This window comes from Klebsiella sp. RIT-PI-d, from assembly GCF_001187865.1.
In the GTDB taxonomy this organism is placed as follows: Bacteria; Pseudomonadota; Gammaproteobacteria; order Enterobacterales; family Enterobacteriaceae; genus Superficieibacter.
The window spans coordinates 190756-207631 of sequence record NZ_LGIT01000003.1; the positions used below are offsets into that span (position 1 = coordinate 190756).

Annotated in this window: 15 protein-coding genes and 1 other RNA gene; 8 read left to right on the top strand and 8 right to left on the bottom strand. The window is 55.6% G+C overall.

Annotated elements, in window-relative coordinates; genetic code table 11:
* The first annotated feature begins 24 nt into the window (after positions 1-24).
* The 6 genes from AC791_RS01325 to AC791_RS01350 all read left to right on the top strand — a co-directional run bounded on the left by AC791_RS01325 (position 25) and on the right by AC791_RS01350 (position 5950).
* The gene (locus tag AC791_RS01325; RefSeq protein ID WP_049838685.1) at positions 25-753 is read left to right on the top strand and encodes a MurR/RpiR family transcriptional regulator; all 729 of its coding nucleotides are present in this window, start codon (positions 25-27) and stop codon (positions 751-753) included.
* A gap of 120 nt (positions 754-873) precedes the next feature.
* Complete coding sequence (locus AC791_RS01330) at positions 874-2307, top strand: 6-phospho-beta-glucosidase (protein ID WP_049838686.1); 1434 nt, start codon at positions 874-876, stop codon at positions 2305-2307.
* Positions 2308-2429: 122 nt separating this feature from the next.
* Positions 2430-2789, top strand: a complete 360-nt coding sequence (locus AC791_RS01335; RefSeq protein ID WP_049838687.1) for a hypothetical protein — start codon at positions 2430-2432, stop codon at positions 2787-2789.
* Positions 2790-2836: 47 nt separating this feature from the next.
* Entirely contained in the window at positions 2837-4846 is a 2010-nt protein-coding gene (locus AC791_RS01340; protein WP_049838688.1) for a protein-disulfide reductase DsbD family protein, read from the top strand.
* A 2-nt stretch (positions 4847-4848) separates the two neighbouring features.
* Positions 4849-5448: a DsbA family protein gene (locus AC791_RS01345; protein ID WP_049838689.1), complete on the top strand. Its 600-nt coding sequence runs from the start codon at positions 4849-4851 to the stop codon at positions 5446-5448.
* Positions 5438-5950, top strand: a complete 513-nt coding sequence (locus tag AC791_RS01350; protein WP_049838690.1) for a protein disulfide oxidoreductase — start codon at positions 5438-5440, stop codon at positions 5948-5950. Before AC791_RS01345 ends, AC791_RS01350 begins: the two co-directional genes overlap by 11 nt.
* A 121-nt stretch (positions 5951-6071) precedes the next feature.
* On the opposite strand, the gene AC791_RS01355 is transcribed toward AC791_RS01350, so the two are convergent.
* The 8 genes from AC791_RS01355 to AC791_RS01390 all read right to left on the bottom strand — a co-directional run bounded on the left by AC791_RS01355 (position 6072) and on the right by AC791_RS01390 (position 16145).
* Entirely contained in the window at positions 6072-6815 is a 744-nt protein-coding gene (locus AC791_RS01355) for an SDR family oxidoreductase (RefSeq protein WP_049838691.1), read from the bottom strand.
* Positions 6816-6887: 72 nt separating this feature from the next.
* Entirely contained in the window at positions 6888-9761 is a 2874-nt protein-coding gene (gene gcvP / locus AC791_RS01360; RefSeq protein ID WP_049838692.1) for an aminomethyl-transferring glycine dehydrogenase, read from the bottom strand.
* Between the two features lie 153 nt (positions 9762-9914).
* The gene (gcvH, locus tag AC791_RS01365; RefSeq protein ID WP_049838693.1) at positions 9915-10304 is read right to left on the bottom strand and encodes a glycine cleavage system protein GcvH; all 390 of its coding nucleotides are present in this window, start codon (positions 10302-10304) and stop codon (positions 9915-9917) included.
* A 22-nt stretch (positions 10305-10326) separates the two neighbouring features.
* Positions 10327-11421 (bottom strand): glycine cleavage system aminomethyltransferase GcvT, encoded by a 1095-nt coding sequence (gene gcvT / locus AC791_RS01370; RefSeq protein WP_049838694.1) that lies wholly within the window; start codon positions 11419-11421, stop codon positions 10327-10329.
* A 376-nt stretch (positions 11422-11797) separates the two neighbouring features.
* A complete protein-coding gene (gene ubiI / locus AC791_RS01375) occupies positions 11798-13000 on the bottom strand; it encodes an FAD-dependent 2-octaprenylphenol hydroxylase (protein ID WP_049838695.1) in 1203 nt (400 codons plus the stop codon).
* Positions 13001-13053: 53 nt separating this feature from the next.
* A complete protein-coding gene (gene ubiH, locus AC791_RS01380) occupies positions 13054-14232 on the bottom strand; it encodes a 2-octaprenyl-6-methoxyphenyl hydroxylase (protein WP_049838696.1) in 1179 nt (392 codons plus the stop codon).
* Positions 14229-15545, bottom strand: a complete 1317-nt coding sequence (gene pepP, locus AC791_RS01385) for a Xaa-Pro aminopeptidase (protein ID WP_049838697.1) — start codon at positions 15543-15545, stop codon at positions 14229-14231. The genes ubiH and pepP overlap by 4 nt, the downstream gene beginning before the upstream one ends.
* Before the next feature lie 21 nt (positions 15546-15566).
* Positions 15567-16145 (bottom strand): YecA family protein, encoded by a 579-nt coding sequence (locus tag AC791_RS01390; protein ID WP_148677734.1) that lies wholly within the window; start codon positions 16143-16145, stop codon positions 15567-15569.
* 168 nt (positions 16146-16313) lie between these two features.
* On the opposite strand from AC791_RS01390, the gene zapA reads away from it, so the two are divergent.
* Positions 16314-16643, top strand: coding sequence for a cell division protein ZapA (gene zapA / locus AC791_RS01395; protein WP_049838699.1), 330 nt, complete (start codon positions 16314-16316; stop codon positions 16641-16643).
* 41 nt (positions 16644-16684) lie between these two features.
* Positions 16685-16868, top strand: a non-coding RNA gene (gene ssrS, locus AC791_RS19475) — 6S RNA.
* The last annotated feature ends 8 nt before the right edge of the window (positions 16869-16876 follow it).

Sequence of the window (16876 nt, forward strand, 5' to 3'; positions counted from 1 at the left end):
TGAGTGAGTTTTGCCATTGTGAGTATGTTCTCCCACGCCGCTGTCGCCAGTCTCAACAATCTTGAGATGCTGGTCTATCACTATGTGATTAAGAACCGTGACAAAGTCATGTACATGACCATTCGCGAGCTGGCTGATGCCGTGGACGTGTCGACAACTACCGTGCTGCGTTTTTGTCGCAAACTGAAGTGTGAAGGTTATTCAGAGTTTCGTCTGCGTTTTAAATTATATTTAGAGCAGGAAGAACCGCAACAGGCTAATTTCGGCGCCAGTGAAATTATTAGTTTTTTTAAAGGTGTAAATAACGACGAATTTGACAAACTACTCGATCGTGCTGTTGATATTATTTTATCCTCAGAGCGCATAATATTCGTTGGCGCGGGAACATCTGGCGCGCTGGCAAAATATGGCGCGCGTTTTTTCTCAAATGTTGGAAAATTTAGTAATCACATCGACGACCCCTATTTTCCGGTCACTAATGACATGGCCAGAAATGCCCTGGCAATTGTGCTTTCCGTGTCCGGAGAAACAGAAGAGATCCTGCGTTTTGCCACCCAGTTTAGTCTGCATAACTGCAAAGTGCTCTCCGTGACCAGCCATGAACAGTCACGCCTGGCAAAACTGGCGGATTTTAATCTCTCCTGGCACGCGCCACAAACGCGTATTGCAGGGGTTTATGATATTACTACTCAAATTCCTGTTATTTATATTCTGGAATCAATCGGCCGTAAACTGGCGAAAAAATTAGCGTAAAAAAACAGTCTGTTTTTCGGATGTAACAAATCACATTAGCGCTATTTTGTTATATCGTGACATTTACTTCCCCTTTGTTAGACTCAAAATCAGATTGTATTAATTTGAGACTGAGCGCAGATGAAAAAACTAACCTTACCGAAAGACTTTTTATGGGGCGGCGCGGTAGCGGCGCATCAGGTTGAAGGCGGCTGGAACAAAGGCGGCAAAGGCCCGAGCATTTGCGATGTATTAACCGGTGGTGCGCACGGCGTTCCGCGGGAAATCACTGACCAGATCGTACCGGGAAAATACTATCCCAATCATGAAGCGGTCGATTTCTACGGCCACTATAAAGAAGACATCAAACTCTTTGCTGAAATGGGTTTTAAGTGCTTTCGTACGTCTATCGCCTGGACACGCATTTTCCCGCAGGGCGATGAGACTCAGCCGAATGAAGAAGGGCTGAAGTTTTACGACGACGTGTTTGATGAGTTGCTTAAATACAATATTGAACCGGTGATCACCCTTTCTCACTTCGAGATGCCGCTGCATCTGGTTCAGCAGTACGGCGGCTGGACCAACCGTAAGGTTGTCGATTTCTTTGTGCGCTTTGCTGAAGTGGTATTTGAGCGCTACAAGAACAAGGTCAAATACTGGATGACCTTTAATGAAATCAATAACCAGCGTAACTGGCGTGCTCCGCTGTTCGGTTACTGCTGTTCCGGCGTGGTATATACCGAACATGAGAACCCGGAAGAGACCATGTATCAGGTGCTTCACCATCAGTTTGTGGCGAGCGCCCTGGCGGTGAGTGCGGCGCGGCGTATTAATCCGGCGATGCAGGTCGGCTGTATGCTAGCGATGGTTCCGCTGTATCCCTTCTCCTGTAAGCCAGAAGATGTGATGTATGCGCAAGAATCCATGCGCGAGCGTTATGTCTTCACCGATGTGCAGCTGCGTGGATACTATCCTTCTTACGTGCTGAACGAATGGGAACGTCGCGGATTTACCATTCATATGGAAGCGAATGATGAGCAGATCCTGCGTGACGGCACCTGTGCTTACCTGGGCTTTAGCTACTACATGACCAACGCGGTGAAAGCCGACGGCGGCAGCGGCGATGCGATTTCCGGGTTTGAAGGTAGCGTGCCGAATCCGCACGTTAAGGCCTCCGACTGGGGATGGCAGATTGACCCGGTTGGCCTGCGCTATGCGTTGTGCGAGCTTTACGAACGCTACCAGAAGCCGCTGTTTATCGTCGAGAATGGCTTTGGCGCGTACGATAAAGTCGAAGAAAATGGCAGCATTAACGATGATTATCGTATTGACTATCTGCGGGCGCATGTGAACGAAATGGTGGAAGCCGTAACCTATGATGGCGTTGATCTGATGGGCTATACCCCTTGGGGCTGCATTGACTGTGTGTCGTTTACTACCGGGCAGTACAGTAAGCGCTACGGGTTTATTTATGTGAATAAACATGATGATGGCACCGGAGATATGTCGCGCTCACGTAAGAAGAGCTTCAACTGGTACAAAAATGTTATCGCCAGCAATGGTGAAAAACGCTAATACCCGGCCCTCTCCCCTCCGGGAGAGGGCGAAAAACCCGCGAACGACATTTCTTTACAGCTTTAACATTGCCAAAATGCGTTCCCCCGATATGATAGATTGTATTAATTATTGAGGCGAACATGATCAAGCGACAACGCAACGCCATTCTTCTGGTAGCCCTTGCCTGTCTGGTAGTGCTGGTATGCACTGCGCAGCGTATGGCCGGGGCACATGCGCTTGTCATGGATTCAACTATCGCTACTCAATCGATACAACAGAGTCAGAGCAGCAGTGATAAGCCTGTAATGTTCTGCGAGCTGAGCGCCAAATCTCTGATGGCGGTTACGCCGATGCTGTTCGAAGGCGCGTTATTTGCCATCGCCCTGCTGTTGGCAGTGCTGGCCGCGATACCTGAGCGTATCGAACGACTCTGGCCTCCCCGCGACATCTCTCCTCCCCGGCTACGGGTGCATCTCCGATTATGCGTTTTCCGTGAATGAGTACGGCCTGACGGTTCAGGTTAATTATTCATTTACGGAGAAAATTTATGCTTATGGTATTCAGGCGACTGCTGGTCTGCCTGCTTTGGCTATGGCTGCCCGTCAGTCAGGCCGCCGACAGCGGCTGGCTGCGCGCCGCTGATAATCAACACGCCAGCGTCAGGCTGCGTGCGCAAAATGAGAGCAGCGGTGAAATGCGCCTGCTGCTGGACGTCGCTCTGGAAAAGGGCTGGAAAACCTACTGGCGCTCGCCGGGTGAAGGAGGCATTGCGCCGGCGATAGCCTGGTCTACCCCGCTTGATGTCAGCTGGCACTGGCCGACGCCGCAGCGCTTTGACGTTGCCGGGATGTCCACTCAGGGCTACCACGGAAATGTCAGTTTCCCGCTGGAAATCCGCGGCCCGTTGCCGGACACACTGCGCGGGGTACTGACGCTGTCCACGTGCAGCAACGTCTGTATTCTCACCGACTACCCTTTCTCGCTGGATACGCGCACTCCCGCAGGGAGCGACTTTGGCTACGATTTCACCCGTGCGATGGGAACTCTGCCGCTGGCGAATGGCCTGACCTCGCAGCGTAGCGCCAGCTACACCGACGGTAAGTTAACGGTCACCGCCGTGCGTGATGCCGGCTGGCAGCAGCCATCGTTGTTTATCGATACCATGGATGAGGTGGATTTTGGCAAGCCCGCTTTCACCATCAAAGGGAATACACTGACTGCCACCCTGCCGGTTACCGATAGCTGGGGCGATGCTGCGCCAGACCTCAGCGGTAAGACGGTATCGCTGGTACTTGCCGAAGGCGGTCAGGCTGAAGAGAGTCAGGTTGCAATTGTTCCGGGCACCGCTCCGGTCGCGTTATCGTTGTGGTGGGTGCTGCTGATGGCCCTCGCCGGGGGCCTGATCCTTAATGTCATGCCGTGCGTACTGCCGGTACTGGCCATGAAGCTGGGAACGCTGGTGCAAAGTGCTGACCAGCAGCGCGGTGTTATAAGACGCCAATTCATGGCATCCGTTTGCGGAATAGTTGTCTCTTTTCTTGCTCTGGCGCTCATGATGACGGTGCTACGGCTGGGTAATCAGGCGCTGGGCTGGGGGATCCAGTTTCAGAACCCGTGGTTTATTGGCGCGATGGCGCTGGTAATGATGCTGTTCAGCGCCAGCTTACTGGGGCTGTTTGAGTTTCGTCTCTCCTCAACTACCAGTACCTTTCTGGCTACCCGCGGCGGTAACGGTTTGATGGGCCATTTCTGGCAGGGCGCATTTGCTACGCTTCTGGCGACGCCGTGTACTGCACCCTTTCTCGGCACCGCCGTGTCGGTCGCGCTCGTTGCGCCCCTGCCGCTGCTGTGGGGGATCTTCTTCGCCATGGGTGTCGGGATGAGCCTGCCGTGGCTGCTGATCGTGGCCTGGCCTGGATTTGCCAGACATCTGCCCCGACCAGGCCGCTGGATGAATTACGTTCGGATCGTGCTTGGGCTGATGATGCTTATCTCGGCGCTGTGGCTGGTGAGTCTGTTAACGATCCACATCGGCCGCCTGCCGGTGCTGACGCTAATCGGCCTTCTCGCTGTGGTACTGCTCCTGGCGACGGCCTGGCGCTATCACTGGCGCAGGGCAATGCAGGCAACGGCGCTGGTACTGGTCGCGGGTATGGCAGTTGCACTGGTTTCGCCGCCATCAGGTCAGAGTACACGCCACGATCGTATTAACTGGCAACCGCTGAGCGAACAGGCGATTACCGATGCCCTGGCAAAGCACCAGCGGGTGTTTATTGATGTGACCGCTGACTGGTGTGTCACCTGTAAAGCCAATAAGTACAACGTACTGCTCCGTGACGATGTCCAGGAGGCGCTTTCTGCGCCGGATGTGGTTGCACTACGCGGCGACTGGAGCCGCCCGTCGGACACCATTAGCCAGTTTCTGAATGCTCGGGGCAGCGCTGCGGTGCCGTTTAATCAGATTTACGGACCGGCGCTGGTACAGGGCCAGACGCTGCCCGCGCTGTTAAATCGAGAAGCGCTTCTTGCCACGTTATCTGACGCAAAAGGACAATAATCATGAGGATCGTCACCGCATTACTGTTGCTGTGCATGGCAACATTCAGCCTGGCCGCGCCGGGATCGTCTGCCGACGACGAGCTCGGACAGCTGCTTTTTAATGATCCGCAAAGTCCCAGGATAGGGGCCAAACAGCCAAAACTTACTATCGTCTCCTTTACGGATTACAACTGCCCGTACTGCAAGCAGTTCGACCCGATGCTGGAGAAAATCGTCCACGACAATCCTGACGTGTTGATGATTGTGAAGCTGCTGCCGTTTAAGGGAGAAAGTTCCGTTAACGCGGCCAAAGTGGCGCTCTCCACCTGGCAGCAGCAGCCGAATACGTTTTGGGCGCTACACCAGCGGCTGATGCTAAAAAAAGGCTATCACGATGATTCCAGCATCCGCGCCGCACAGCAGAAGACGGGGACTGACCAGGTGAGAACCGATGAGAAAACACTGCAATCGCTGAAAATGAACCTGATTTTATCGCAGGTGCTGAATATTCAGGGGACACCCGCCACTATCATCGGTGATGAGATGGTCGCCGGGGCGATCCCTGAAGCCGATCTGGAGGCGCTTGTGAAAGAACAGCTGGCGAAAGCGGATGCACAGTAAAGTAACGCGCTGGCTGCGCGAAGGGGTCGTGTTGCTGTTGATCGGGGCGGTAATAAGCCTGGCGGTGGATTATCTTCGCGCGCCCGCATTGCCGCAAAATTTCAGCAACACCCCACTGCAAACGATTGATGGCCGAACGATCGATCTGGCGACAATGAGTCAGGAACGCCCTCTGTTGCTGTACGTCTGGGCCACGTGGTGCGGGGTATGTCGTTATACCACGCCGACAGTGGCCACCCTGGCCGATAATGGCGGCAATGTGATTACCGTGGCGCTGCGATCCGGCGATAATGCGACGCTGGAGAAATGGCAGGCACATAAAAAAATAGCATTGCCAATAATCAATGACGCCAGCGGTCAGCTTTCACGGCAATGGGATGTGCAGGTGACACCGACGCTGGTGGTGATTTATCGTGGCGAAGTGAAGTCGATAACCAGCGGCTGGACCAGTAGCTGGGGAATGCGCCTCCGGCTCTGGATGGCGGACGCGCGCCTGACCTGACCGGCTGCGGACAGACTTGCTTTCCACATCGGGTAGCCGCCGGCCGTAAACCGCGTCAATGCCATTCGACGCGCGGGTTGCTGGAGCGGTGCATCGCACCGTTCCAGCCAACGCCCGGAGACTACTTTCCGCCCGCCAGCTCCAGAAAACTGCCGGTCACATAGGATGCGTTGTCGCTCAGTAGCCAGACGATGGCCTGAGCGACCTCTTCCGGCTGGCCGCCGCGCTGCATTGGCAACGCGGATTTAACACGATCCACACGTTCCGGCTCGCCGCCTGACGCGTGCATTTGGGTATAAATGAATCCCGGACGAACACCATTCACCCGAATGCCCTGGGCTGCGACCTCCAGTGACAGACCGGTCGTCAGCGTGTCAATCGCCCCTTTCGACGCCGCGTAATCGACATACTCGCCGGGCGATCCCAGCCGCGCAGCGGCCGATGATACGTTAACAATCGCCCCGCCCTGCCCGCCGTGGCGGTGCGCCATGCGTTTCACCGCCTCGCGGCAGCAGAGAAAATACCCGGTGACGTTGGTCGCCATTACGCGGTTAATGCGCTCCGCTGTTAACGTCTCAATGGTGCTTTGTTCAAACAGTATTCCGGCATTATTGACCAGCGCAGTCAGTGGCTCGCCCTGGCGGTCAATGGCCCCGAACATGGCCATAACCTGTGACTCATCGCTGATGTCAGCGCGCAGCGAAAATGCCCGTCCACCCTGTTCGGTAATGGCTGCAACCACCTCTGTCGCTGCCTGAATATTGTGGTGATAATTTATCGCCACCGTAAAGCCCTGTGTTGCCAGCGCTAAAGCAGTCGCGCGTCCAATTCCCCGGCTGCCGCCGGTCACCAGCGCAATAGCCATCTCTTCTCCCGTGGATTAAAAAAGCCGGGTAGCGCTGAGACGCACACCCGGCCTGGTTAACTGTAGCCGTTATTACTGATATTCGCTCAGCGGCACGCAGGAACAAAACAGGTTACGGTCGCCATAAACGTCGTCGAGACGCTTGACGGTCGGCCAGTATTTGTTCACCGATCCTGCCGGGAAGACGGCCTCTTCGCGGCTATAGCCGTGTGTCCATTCCGCCGCCAGCTCATACTGGGTATGCGGAGCGTTAACCAGCGGATTATCCTCAAGCGTCCACTCGCCGTTCTGTACGCGATCGATTTCCGCACGGATGGAGAGCATAGCCTCAATAAAGCGCTCCAGTTCCATCTGGCTCTCGGATTCGGTCGGTTCAACCATCAATGTACCTGCTACCGGGAACGACATGGTCGGCGCATGGAAACCATAGTCGATCAGGCGTTTGGCAATATCCAGCTCGCTAATACCGCTTGCCTCTTTCAGCGGACGAATGTCGAGAATGCATTCGTGCGCCACGCGTCCGTCACGACCGGTATACAGCACCGGGAACGCCTCTTTCAGACGGCTGGCGATATAGTTGGCATTAAGGATCGCCACCTGACTGGCCTGCTTAAGCCCCTGTGCACCCATCATACGGATATACATCCAGCTAATCGGCAGAATAGATGCGCTGCCAAAGGGTGCTGCGGAAACCGCACCCTGTCGAGTCAGCATCCCTTCAATTTGTACGACGCTGTGCCCCGGAACAAACGGGGCCAGATGTGCCTTCACGCCGATGGGTCCCATGCCCGGACCGCCGCCGCCGTGCGGGATGCAAAAGGTTTTGTGCAGGTTAAGGTGGGAGACGTCCGCACCGATAAAGCCCGGTGAGGTAATGCCCACCTGCGCATTCATGTTTGCGCCATCCAGATAAACCTGACCGCCAAAGTGGTGCACGATTTCGCAAACCTCGCGGATCGTCTCTTCATACACCCCGTGCGTCGACGGATAGGTGACCATAATGCAGGAGAGGTTTTCGCTCGAATGCTCCGCTTTTGCCCGCAAATCGTTAAGATCAATGTTGCCATTTTTGTCGCAGGACACTACCACCACACGCATACCTGCCATTTGAGCAGAAGCCGGGTTGGTGCCGTGTGCGGAGCTGGGGATCAGGCAGATATCACGATGGCCTTCATTGCGGCTTTCGTGATAATGGCGGATCGCCAGCAAACCCGCGTATTCGCCCTGCGCACCAGAGTTGGGCTGCATACACAGCGCATCGTAGCCGGTCAGCTTCACCAGCCAGTCGGAAAGCTGGTTGATCATCTGATGATACCCTTCTGCCTGATCGGCCGGGCAGAACGGGTGTAATTCGGCAAATTCTGGCCAGGTGATGGGGATCATTTCTGCCGCCGCGTTAAGCTTCATGGTGCAGGAGCCAAGCGGGATCATCGCCTGGTTCAGGGCCAGATCTTTGCGCTCCAGAGAATGCATATAGCGCATCATCTCGGTCTCGCTGTGATAGCGATTAAATACCGGATGGCTCAGGATGTCATCGTCGCGCAGCATGGCAGCCGGGATCGCACGGCTGTCATGCGCTACGTCTTTGTCCAGCGCGTCAATGTCCAGCCCGTGATCGTCGCCCAGAAGAACGTTAAACAGCGCCAGCACGTTCTCGCGGGTGGTGCTTTCATCGAGAGTCATACCGACGGCATTATGAATGTCACTGCGCAGGTTAATTTCTGCGGCTTCAGCCCGCGCCAGGACAGCGGCTTTGTCAGCCACATCAACGCAGAGCGTATCAAAATAGTGGGCATGGCGCAGTTTCAGGCCTTTCTGTTGCAGGCCTGCTGCGAGGATATCGGTCAGACGATGAATGCGACTGGCAATGCGCTTTAAGCCGACCGGGCCGTGATAAACGGCGTACAGGCTTGCAATGTTGGCCAGCAGTACCTGCGAGGTACAGATGTTGGAATTCGCTTTCTCGCGACGAATATGCTGCTCGCGGGTCTGCATCGCCATGCGCAGCGCGGTGTTGCCCGCCGCATCTTTTGATACGCCGATGATGCGGCCCGGCATTGAGCGCTTAAATTCATCTTTCGCCGCAAAAAATGCCGCGTGAGGACCGCCGTAGCCCATCGGAACGCCAAAGCGCTGCGCCGAACCAAAAACAATGTCCGCGCCCTGTTTGCCCGGTGCGGTCAGCAGAACCAGGGTCATGAAATCAGCGGCGACGCTGACCACAATTTTGCGCGTTTTCAGCTCGGCTGTCAGCGCGCTGTAATCGTGGATCTCACCGGTGGTACCCACCTGTTGCAATAGCACGCCAAAGACGTCCTGGTGATCCAGAACCTTGTCAGCATCATCGACGATAACGTCAAAACCGAAGGTTTCAGCGCGGGTGCGCACTACGTCCAGGGTTTGCGGGTGGACGTCGGCGGCGACAAAAAAACGATTGGCGTTTTTCAACTTGCTGATGCGTTTTGCCATCGCCATTGCTTCTGCGGCAGCGGTGGCTTCGTCCAGCAGGGAAGCGGATGCCATATCCAGCCCGGTGAGGTCGAGCGTGACCTGCTGGAAGTTTAGCAATGCCTCCAGGCGGCCCTGTGAGACTTCCGGCTGATAAGGGGTATAGGCGGTGTACCAGCCGGGATTTTCCAGCATATTACGCAAGATCACCGGCGGCAGTTGTACGGCGGTATATCCCATGCCGATGTAAGACGTGAAGCGCTTGTTACGGCGGGCAATGTTCTTCAGCTCCGCCAGTGCGGCGTATTCGGTCGCCGCCTCGCCAACCTGCGGCGGGGTAGCAAGCTGGATGTCTTTCGGCACTATCTGGCCGATCAGCGCGTCCAGTGACGCGGCACCTACCGTGTTCAACATAGCCTGCTGCTGCGCGGCATCCGGTCCAATATGGCGTTCAATGAAAGCGCCGCTGTTTTCAAGCTGACTTAGCGTCTGGGTCATGAGCGAGAGTTCCTGAAACGTTCGATGAATCGTGGTTGTCTTTGGCCGGATGCCCGGTGGCGCTATGCTTACCGGGCCTACGGTGTGGTGTTCGGGTTGATGCTGTGATGACGCAGGCCGGACAGCCGCGGCGCTGTCCGGCAAAGGGGCGGTTTATTCGTCTTCTAATAAGGCGTCATAGGCAGCGGCATCGAGCAGCGCCTCGACTTCAGCATCGTCGCTGGCGTTGATTTTAAAAATCCAGCCGCCGGTGTAAGGCTCGCTGTTGACCAGTTCCGGGGAGTCGCTGAGCGCATCATTGACGGCTACGATCTCGCCGCTAATCGGCGCATAGATATCTGAAGCGGCTTTTACCGACTCCGCTACGGCACAGTCATCGCCTGCGGCTACAGTTGCGCCAACATCCGGCAGATCGACAAATACCATGTCGCCCAGCAGCTCCTGCGCGTGTTCAGTAATACCGACGGTATAAGTGCCGTCCGCCTCTTTGCGCAGCCACTCGTGTTCTTTACTGTATTTCAATTCTGCAGGTACGTTGCTCATCGCTCATTCTCCAAAAAGTACATTACGCAACGGCATGACCATTGCGAACAAAAACAGGTTTGGTCACCTTAACCGGCATTTCACGGTTACGAATTTGCACAATCGCCGTGTCGCCAATGCTTGCCGGAACGCGCGCCAGCGCAATGCTGTAGCCCAGCGTAGGCGAGAATGTGCCGCTGGTGATCGCGCCTTCATGCGCATTACCCTGAGCATCGGTGAAGTGAACCGGCAGTTCGTTACGCAGCACGCCCTTTTCGGTCATCACCAGGCCGACCAGCTTATCGGTGCCTTTATTACGCTGAAATTCCAGCGCCTCGCGGCCGATAAAATCACGATCCGCAGGTTCCCACGCAACCGTCCAGCCCATGTTGGCGGCCAGAGGTGAAACACCCTCGTCCATCTCCTGACCGTATAAATTCATGCCCGCTTCCAGACGCAATGTGTCGCGCGCGCCCAGTCCACAAGGCTTGACGCCGGCATCAACCAACTCACGCCAGAAACCGGCGGCTTTTTCAGCGGGCAGCGCAATTTCATAGCCCGCTTCGCCGGTATAACCGGTGGTAGCAATAAATAATTCGCCTGCCTGCACGCCAAAGAAGGGTTTCATCCCGGCCACGGCCTGACGCTGCGCGTCGGTCAACAAGGTAGCCGCTTTCGCCTGCGCGTTCGGCCCCTGAACGGCAATAAGCGACAGGTCATCACGCACTGCAATGTCGATGGCATAAGGTTCAGCGTGTTGGGTGATCCAGGCGAGGTCTTTTTCACGGGTAGCGGAGTTTACGACCAGGCGAAAAAAATCTTCCGTTAAATAGTAAACAATAAGGTCATCAATCACGCCGCCGGACGCATTGAGCATACCGGAGTAAAGCGCCTTTCCCGGCGTCGTCAGTTTTGCCACGTCGTTGGCGAGTAAATAGCGCAAAAATTCCCGGGTACGGATACCGTGAAGGTCAACGATGGTCATATGTGAAACGTCAAACATGCCCGCATCTTTACGAACCGCGTGGTGCTCATCAATCTGGGAGCCATAATGCAGCGGCATCATCCAGCCGTGAAAATCCACCATCCGCGCGCCGCACTGCGTGTGTTGTTCAAACAACGGAGTTTGTTGAGCCATCTTTTCCTCGTTGAATAAGCCGGGCTTCGCCAGCAAAACGGTGGCGACGCAAACGTTCTCTTAGCTCTGAACTTACCACCGAACTCGGCACTAAACCATAAGCTAAAGAAGGTCATCACATTAGCTTATGACCAAAATACCGTAAAACAGCCGCAGGATTTTGCACCATGAAATAGCGACTTAACACGCTAAACATTATGTTTCAGGCTTGCTGCTACGAGGATAGTAATATTTAACGCGGAAAAAACGGCGATTTTTCCTCATTGCCAAACAGAAGGGATTAGAAAAAGTAATGTGAAAAGAAGGGTGAAATTAGAATTTTTCAAATGAGGGAAACTGACCCGGCCCTGCGGCCGGGCAGAAAACTGTGACGCAGTTAACGTAACCAGTCCGGGAGATCGTTAAGCCCCATGGCCTGCCGAATAAGCTGGGGTTTTACGCCGGGTAAGGTATCTGCCATTTTCAGGCCAATATCACGCAGGAGCTTTTTCGCCGGGTTATGTCCGGCAAACAGCTCACGGAAACCCTGCATACTGGCCAGCATCACTGCGGCACTGTGCTTGCGGCTCCGCTCAAAGCGGCGCAGGTACATATGCTGTCCGATATCTTTACCCTGCTGATTCAAACGGCGCAGTTCGCCGATAAGCTCAGCGGCATCCATAAAGCCGAGATTGACGCCCTGCCCCGCCAGCGGATGAATAGTGTGGGCTGCATCGCCTACCAGGGCCAGCCGGTGTGCCGCAAACTGGCGCGCATAGCGGCCGGTTAACGGGAAGACCTGACGCTCGCTCTCAACGTTGCATAATCCCAGACGATTGTCGAACGCGACAGTCAGTGCCTGATTAAATTCTGCCTCTTCAGCCTGCTGCATTCGTGCAGCCTCTTCCGGAGACAGGGACCAGACGATAGAGCACAAATGCGGATCGCTGAGCGGCAGGAACGCCAAAATACCCTCTCCATGAAAAACCTGGCGCGCCACGCCCTGGTGCGGTTCCGCAGTGCGGATCGTAGCCACCAGCGCGTGGTGGTTATAATCCCAGAACGTCAGCGGAATATCGGCTTTGTCGCGTAGCCATGAGTTTGCCCCATCCGCGCCAATGACCAGCCTGGCGGTCATCATAGTACCGTCTTTCAGATTGAGAAAGACGTCGTTCTCTCCCCATGCAACCTGCTGAAGCTCAGCTGGCGAAATAACAGTAACATCCTGACACTGCTCAGCTTTTTTCCATAGCGCATGGTGAATAACGTTATTTTCAACGATATGTCCGAGATGAGTATGCCCCATACTGCTGTCATCAAAAGAGATATGCCCGAAGCTGTCTTTCTCCCAGACTTCCATGCCGTGATAGCAGCTCGCCCGTTGCTCAGTGATTGCGGACCATACGCCGAGATGGTTAAGCAGTTTTTCACTGGCGGTATTAATGGCGGAGACGCGCAGCGCGTAAGGCGCATTCGCCTCCGGCGGTTGGACGGTCTTTTGCTCGAGTACCGCCACGCGCAGGCCGCTGCCCTGAAGACCGCAGGCAATTGCCAGTCCTACCATTCCCCCGCCAACAATCGCGACGTCAACACTTTGCACAGTTCTACTCCTGAAGCCTGATTCGGCAGGCGTAATGGTTTGAATAAGATAGCTTAGCGCGTAACCCAGCCGAGCGTGCGCCGGGCCAGTGCGTTACGCAACGGAGACGCTGTTTCCATCGCCATCAATCCTGCGTTGCGCCCGACGACCAGCGGCCACCAGCGATTGGCAAACAGATGAACCAGACCGTCGGTGACGCCTATAGTTGCGGCTTTATCGGCGCGACGGCGATCGCGATAGCGGCACAGCGCGGCATAACTGCCAGCGTCGCCGGTCGACACCCACGCGCGGGCCAGGGTTTCCGCCAGACTCATGACATCGCGCAGGCCGAGGTTGAAGCCCTGTCCGGCAATGGGGTGCAGCGTTTGTGCCGCATTGCCAACCAGTGCCAGCCGATGGGAAATAACGTCTGAGGCCGTGGAGAGCGTAAGCGGATAGGCCGCCCGCTGACCGATCTGGGTAATACGCCCCAGCCGCCAGCCAAACGCCCGCTGTAGCTCATCACGAAAATGGCCGTCAGACCACGACATCACCTCATCACGACGCGCAAGGGGATGGCACCAGACCAGAGAACTGCGCCCCCCGGACATGGGCAGCATGGCAAGAGGACCATCCGGCGTAAAGCGCTCAAAAGCACGCCCCTGATGGGCAACGGCGGTCGTGACATTGGCAATCACCGCCAGTTGCTGGTAGGGCTGCTGCTGCCACTGGATACCGCACTGCGCGCCGAGCGCTGAACGAGAGCCGTCGGCGGCGACCAGCAGTTGACCGTCGAGTCTTTCGCCAGTATCGAGCATGACACTAACCCGCTCCTGACGGCGCTCGACGCCAACCACGCTCGCCGGGCAATGCAACGTCACGCCGGGCGCTTTACGCAATAGCCTGAACAGATGCTGCCCGACGTCATGAAGTTCAACGACCTGGCCAAGGGCCGGAATAGCATAATCTTTGGCCTCCAGCATAACTGCACCGGCATGACCGCGATCGCTGACGTGAACCGTATTAATCGCGGTGGCACTGGGGGCGATTGCCTGCCATACGCCGATCCGCGCCAGTTGCTCGCAGGTTCCGGCAGCCAGCGCGATGGCGCGTGCGTCAAACCCAGGATGGGCCGCCGCGTCAGGCGCGTGGGCCTCGACTAAATGTACGTCCAGCGCCCCCTGAGTCAGCTGTGACAGCGCCAGCGCCAGCGTTGCGCCGGTCATGCCGCCGCCCACAATAATCACGCTCATTGGTGTTGCGCCGCCGCCATCAGGGCCTCAATGTCATCGGCCGATTTCACTACCCGATCGGTCAGATTTTCATTGCCTGAGGCGGTAATCACGATGTCGTCTTCAATGCGGATGCCAATACCGCGGTACTGTGGCGGAACGTCAGCGTCAGGCGCGATATACAGCCCCGGTTCAACGGTTAAAACCATGCCTGGCTCCAGCAGTCGGGAGCGATCGGTGCCATATGCGCCAACATCATGCACATCCAGCCCCAGCCAGTGGCTCAGGCCATGCATAAAGAACGGACGATGCGCGTTGCTGACAATCAGTTCTTCAACATCGCCCTGCAAAATATTGAGTTTTACCAGACTGGTTATCATGATGCGCACTACTTCGGTGGTCACGTCCTGAATGGTTGTTCCCGGACGATAGAGCGTAAGCGCGGTTTCCAGCGACGCCAGCACGATGTCGTAGATTTCACGCTGCGCCGGGGAAAACCTGCCGTTCACCGGGAACGTGCGCGTGATGTCACCGGCATAGCCTTTGTATTCGCAGCCTGCATCGATCAAAACCAGATCGCCATCGCGCAGCAGGCTCTCGTTTTCCGTGTAATGCAGAATGCAGCCGTTTTCCCCGCCGCCAACGATGGTGTTATAGGAGGGATAACGCGCGCCGTGGCGGGTAAACTCGTGGTGGATTTCACCTTCAAGCTGGTACTCGAACATGCCGGGACGGCATTTTTCCATCGCCCGGATATGGGCAAGGGCAGTGATTTCACCGGCGCGACGCAGCACATCGATCTCTTCAGCGGATTTGAACAGGCGCATCTCATGCACCAGCGGCCGCCAGTCGGCAATATTACCGGGAGCAGCAAGATTTTGCCGCTCGCCTTTACGCAGCTTTTCCAGCGCATTAAAGACGATGTTATCGGCATACGTATATTCGCCCTGCGCATGCCACACCGTGTCCAGTCCGTTCAGTAGCTGGTACAGATGCGTATTGATTTCACTAAAGGCCAGCGCCCGGTCAACGCCCAGCGCCTCTGGCGCAGCATCCTGCCCCAGACGGCGGCCAAACCAGACTTCTGCCGTCAAATCGCGCAGGCGATTAAACAGGACGCTGTGGTTATGGGTATCATCACTTTTAATCAGCACCAACACGGCTTCCGGCTCGTTAAAGCCGGTGAAATACCAGAAATCACTGCTCTGGCGATACGGATATTCCGTGTCCGCACTGCGCGTCGCTTCCGGTGCCGCAAAGATCAGCGCCGCACTGCCCGGTTGCATCTGAGCCAGAAGTGCCTGGCGACGACGGTGAAACTCCTGCTGAGTCATGATACCTCCTTGAGTTTATTCTTAATGTAAGGTCGGTTTATGCACTTCCGGCGCGGTCGGTTGCTGGCGCGTGAAAGTATCGTGGCATAGCAGCGCCGCCACGCGAACGTACTCGATAATTTCTTCGAGCGACATTTCCAGCTCTTCCTGATCTTCTTCCAGATCGTAACCCAGCTGAGCGATGTTACGCAGATCGTCTATTGCCTCGCCGGTTTCGCCAGGAACTTTGTCCAGCTTCGGCTGCGTGACGCCCAGCCCGAGCAGAAAATGATTCACCCAGCCGGCCAGCGCGTCGGCACGGTCGAAAACGCTTACGTCATCGCCGTCCGGCATATACAGCTGGAACAGAAAACCGTCATCTTCCAGCGAATCACTAGTGGCAGAGTGCATGTTGCGCAGCGCCTGCGCCAGTTCATGACCGAATGCCAGACCTTCGTTGGTAAGATCGTGTATCAGCGGTTGCCATGATGCGTCTGTGGTGCCTCCGCAAAGAATGCCGCTAATCAAACCGTGCATTTCAGCCGGGGTTAATCCTGCTCCCTGTTGGTTCAGTAACTGGTTCACATCGTTGTAACCAGGCATTTCATTCTTTATAGACATGCGCATTCGTCATCGTTAGGGGAAGATTCATGTTATGCTACCACTTTGGACCCTGGTGATACCAGAAAAGGGCTTGTATCTGCACACCAGGGTAGCTATAGTGTCGCCCCTTCGCCAGCCCCGGATTCGGGCACGAAGGCCGCGCAGTCAATTCAGCAGGAAGGTGGCATGTCTGCACAACCCGTCGATATCCATATTTTTGGCCGTTCACTCCGCGTGAATTGCCCGCCTGAACAAAGGGATGCCCTGAATCAGGCTGCGGACGATCTAAATCAGCGGTTGCAAGATCTGAAAGAACGCACTAGAGTCACTAATACTGAGCAGCTGGTTTTCATCGCCGCGTTGAACATCAGCTACGAGTTAACTCAGGAAAAGGCAAAAACCCGCGATTACGCTGCCAGCATGGAGCAACGTATTCGGATGCTGCAACAGACCATTGAACAAGCACTTCTTGAGCAAGGTCGCATATCCGAAAGATCGGGGCCAAAGTTTGAATAACACTTTGCGATTAACTATGGTAGAGTTATCGTGAAGACAAAATTTCTCTGAGATGTTAGCAAGCGGGCCAGTCCCCTGAGCCGATATTTCATACCAACAGAATGTGGCGCTCCACGGTTGGTGAGCATGCTCGGTTCGTCCGAGAAGCCTTAAAACTGTGACGACATATTCACCTTGAACCAAGGGTTCAAGGGTTACAGCCTGCGGCGGCATCTCGGAGATTCCCCTTCTTC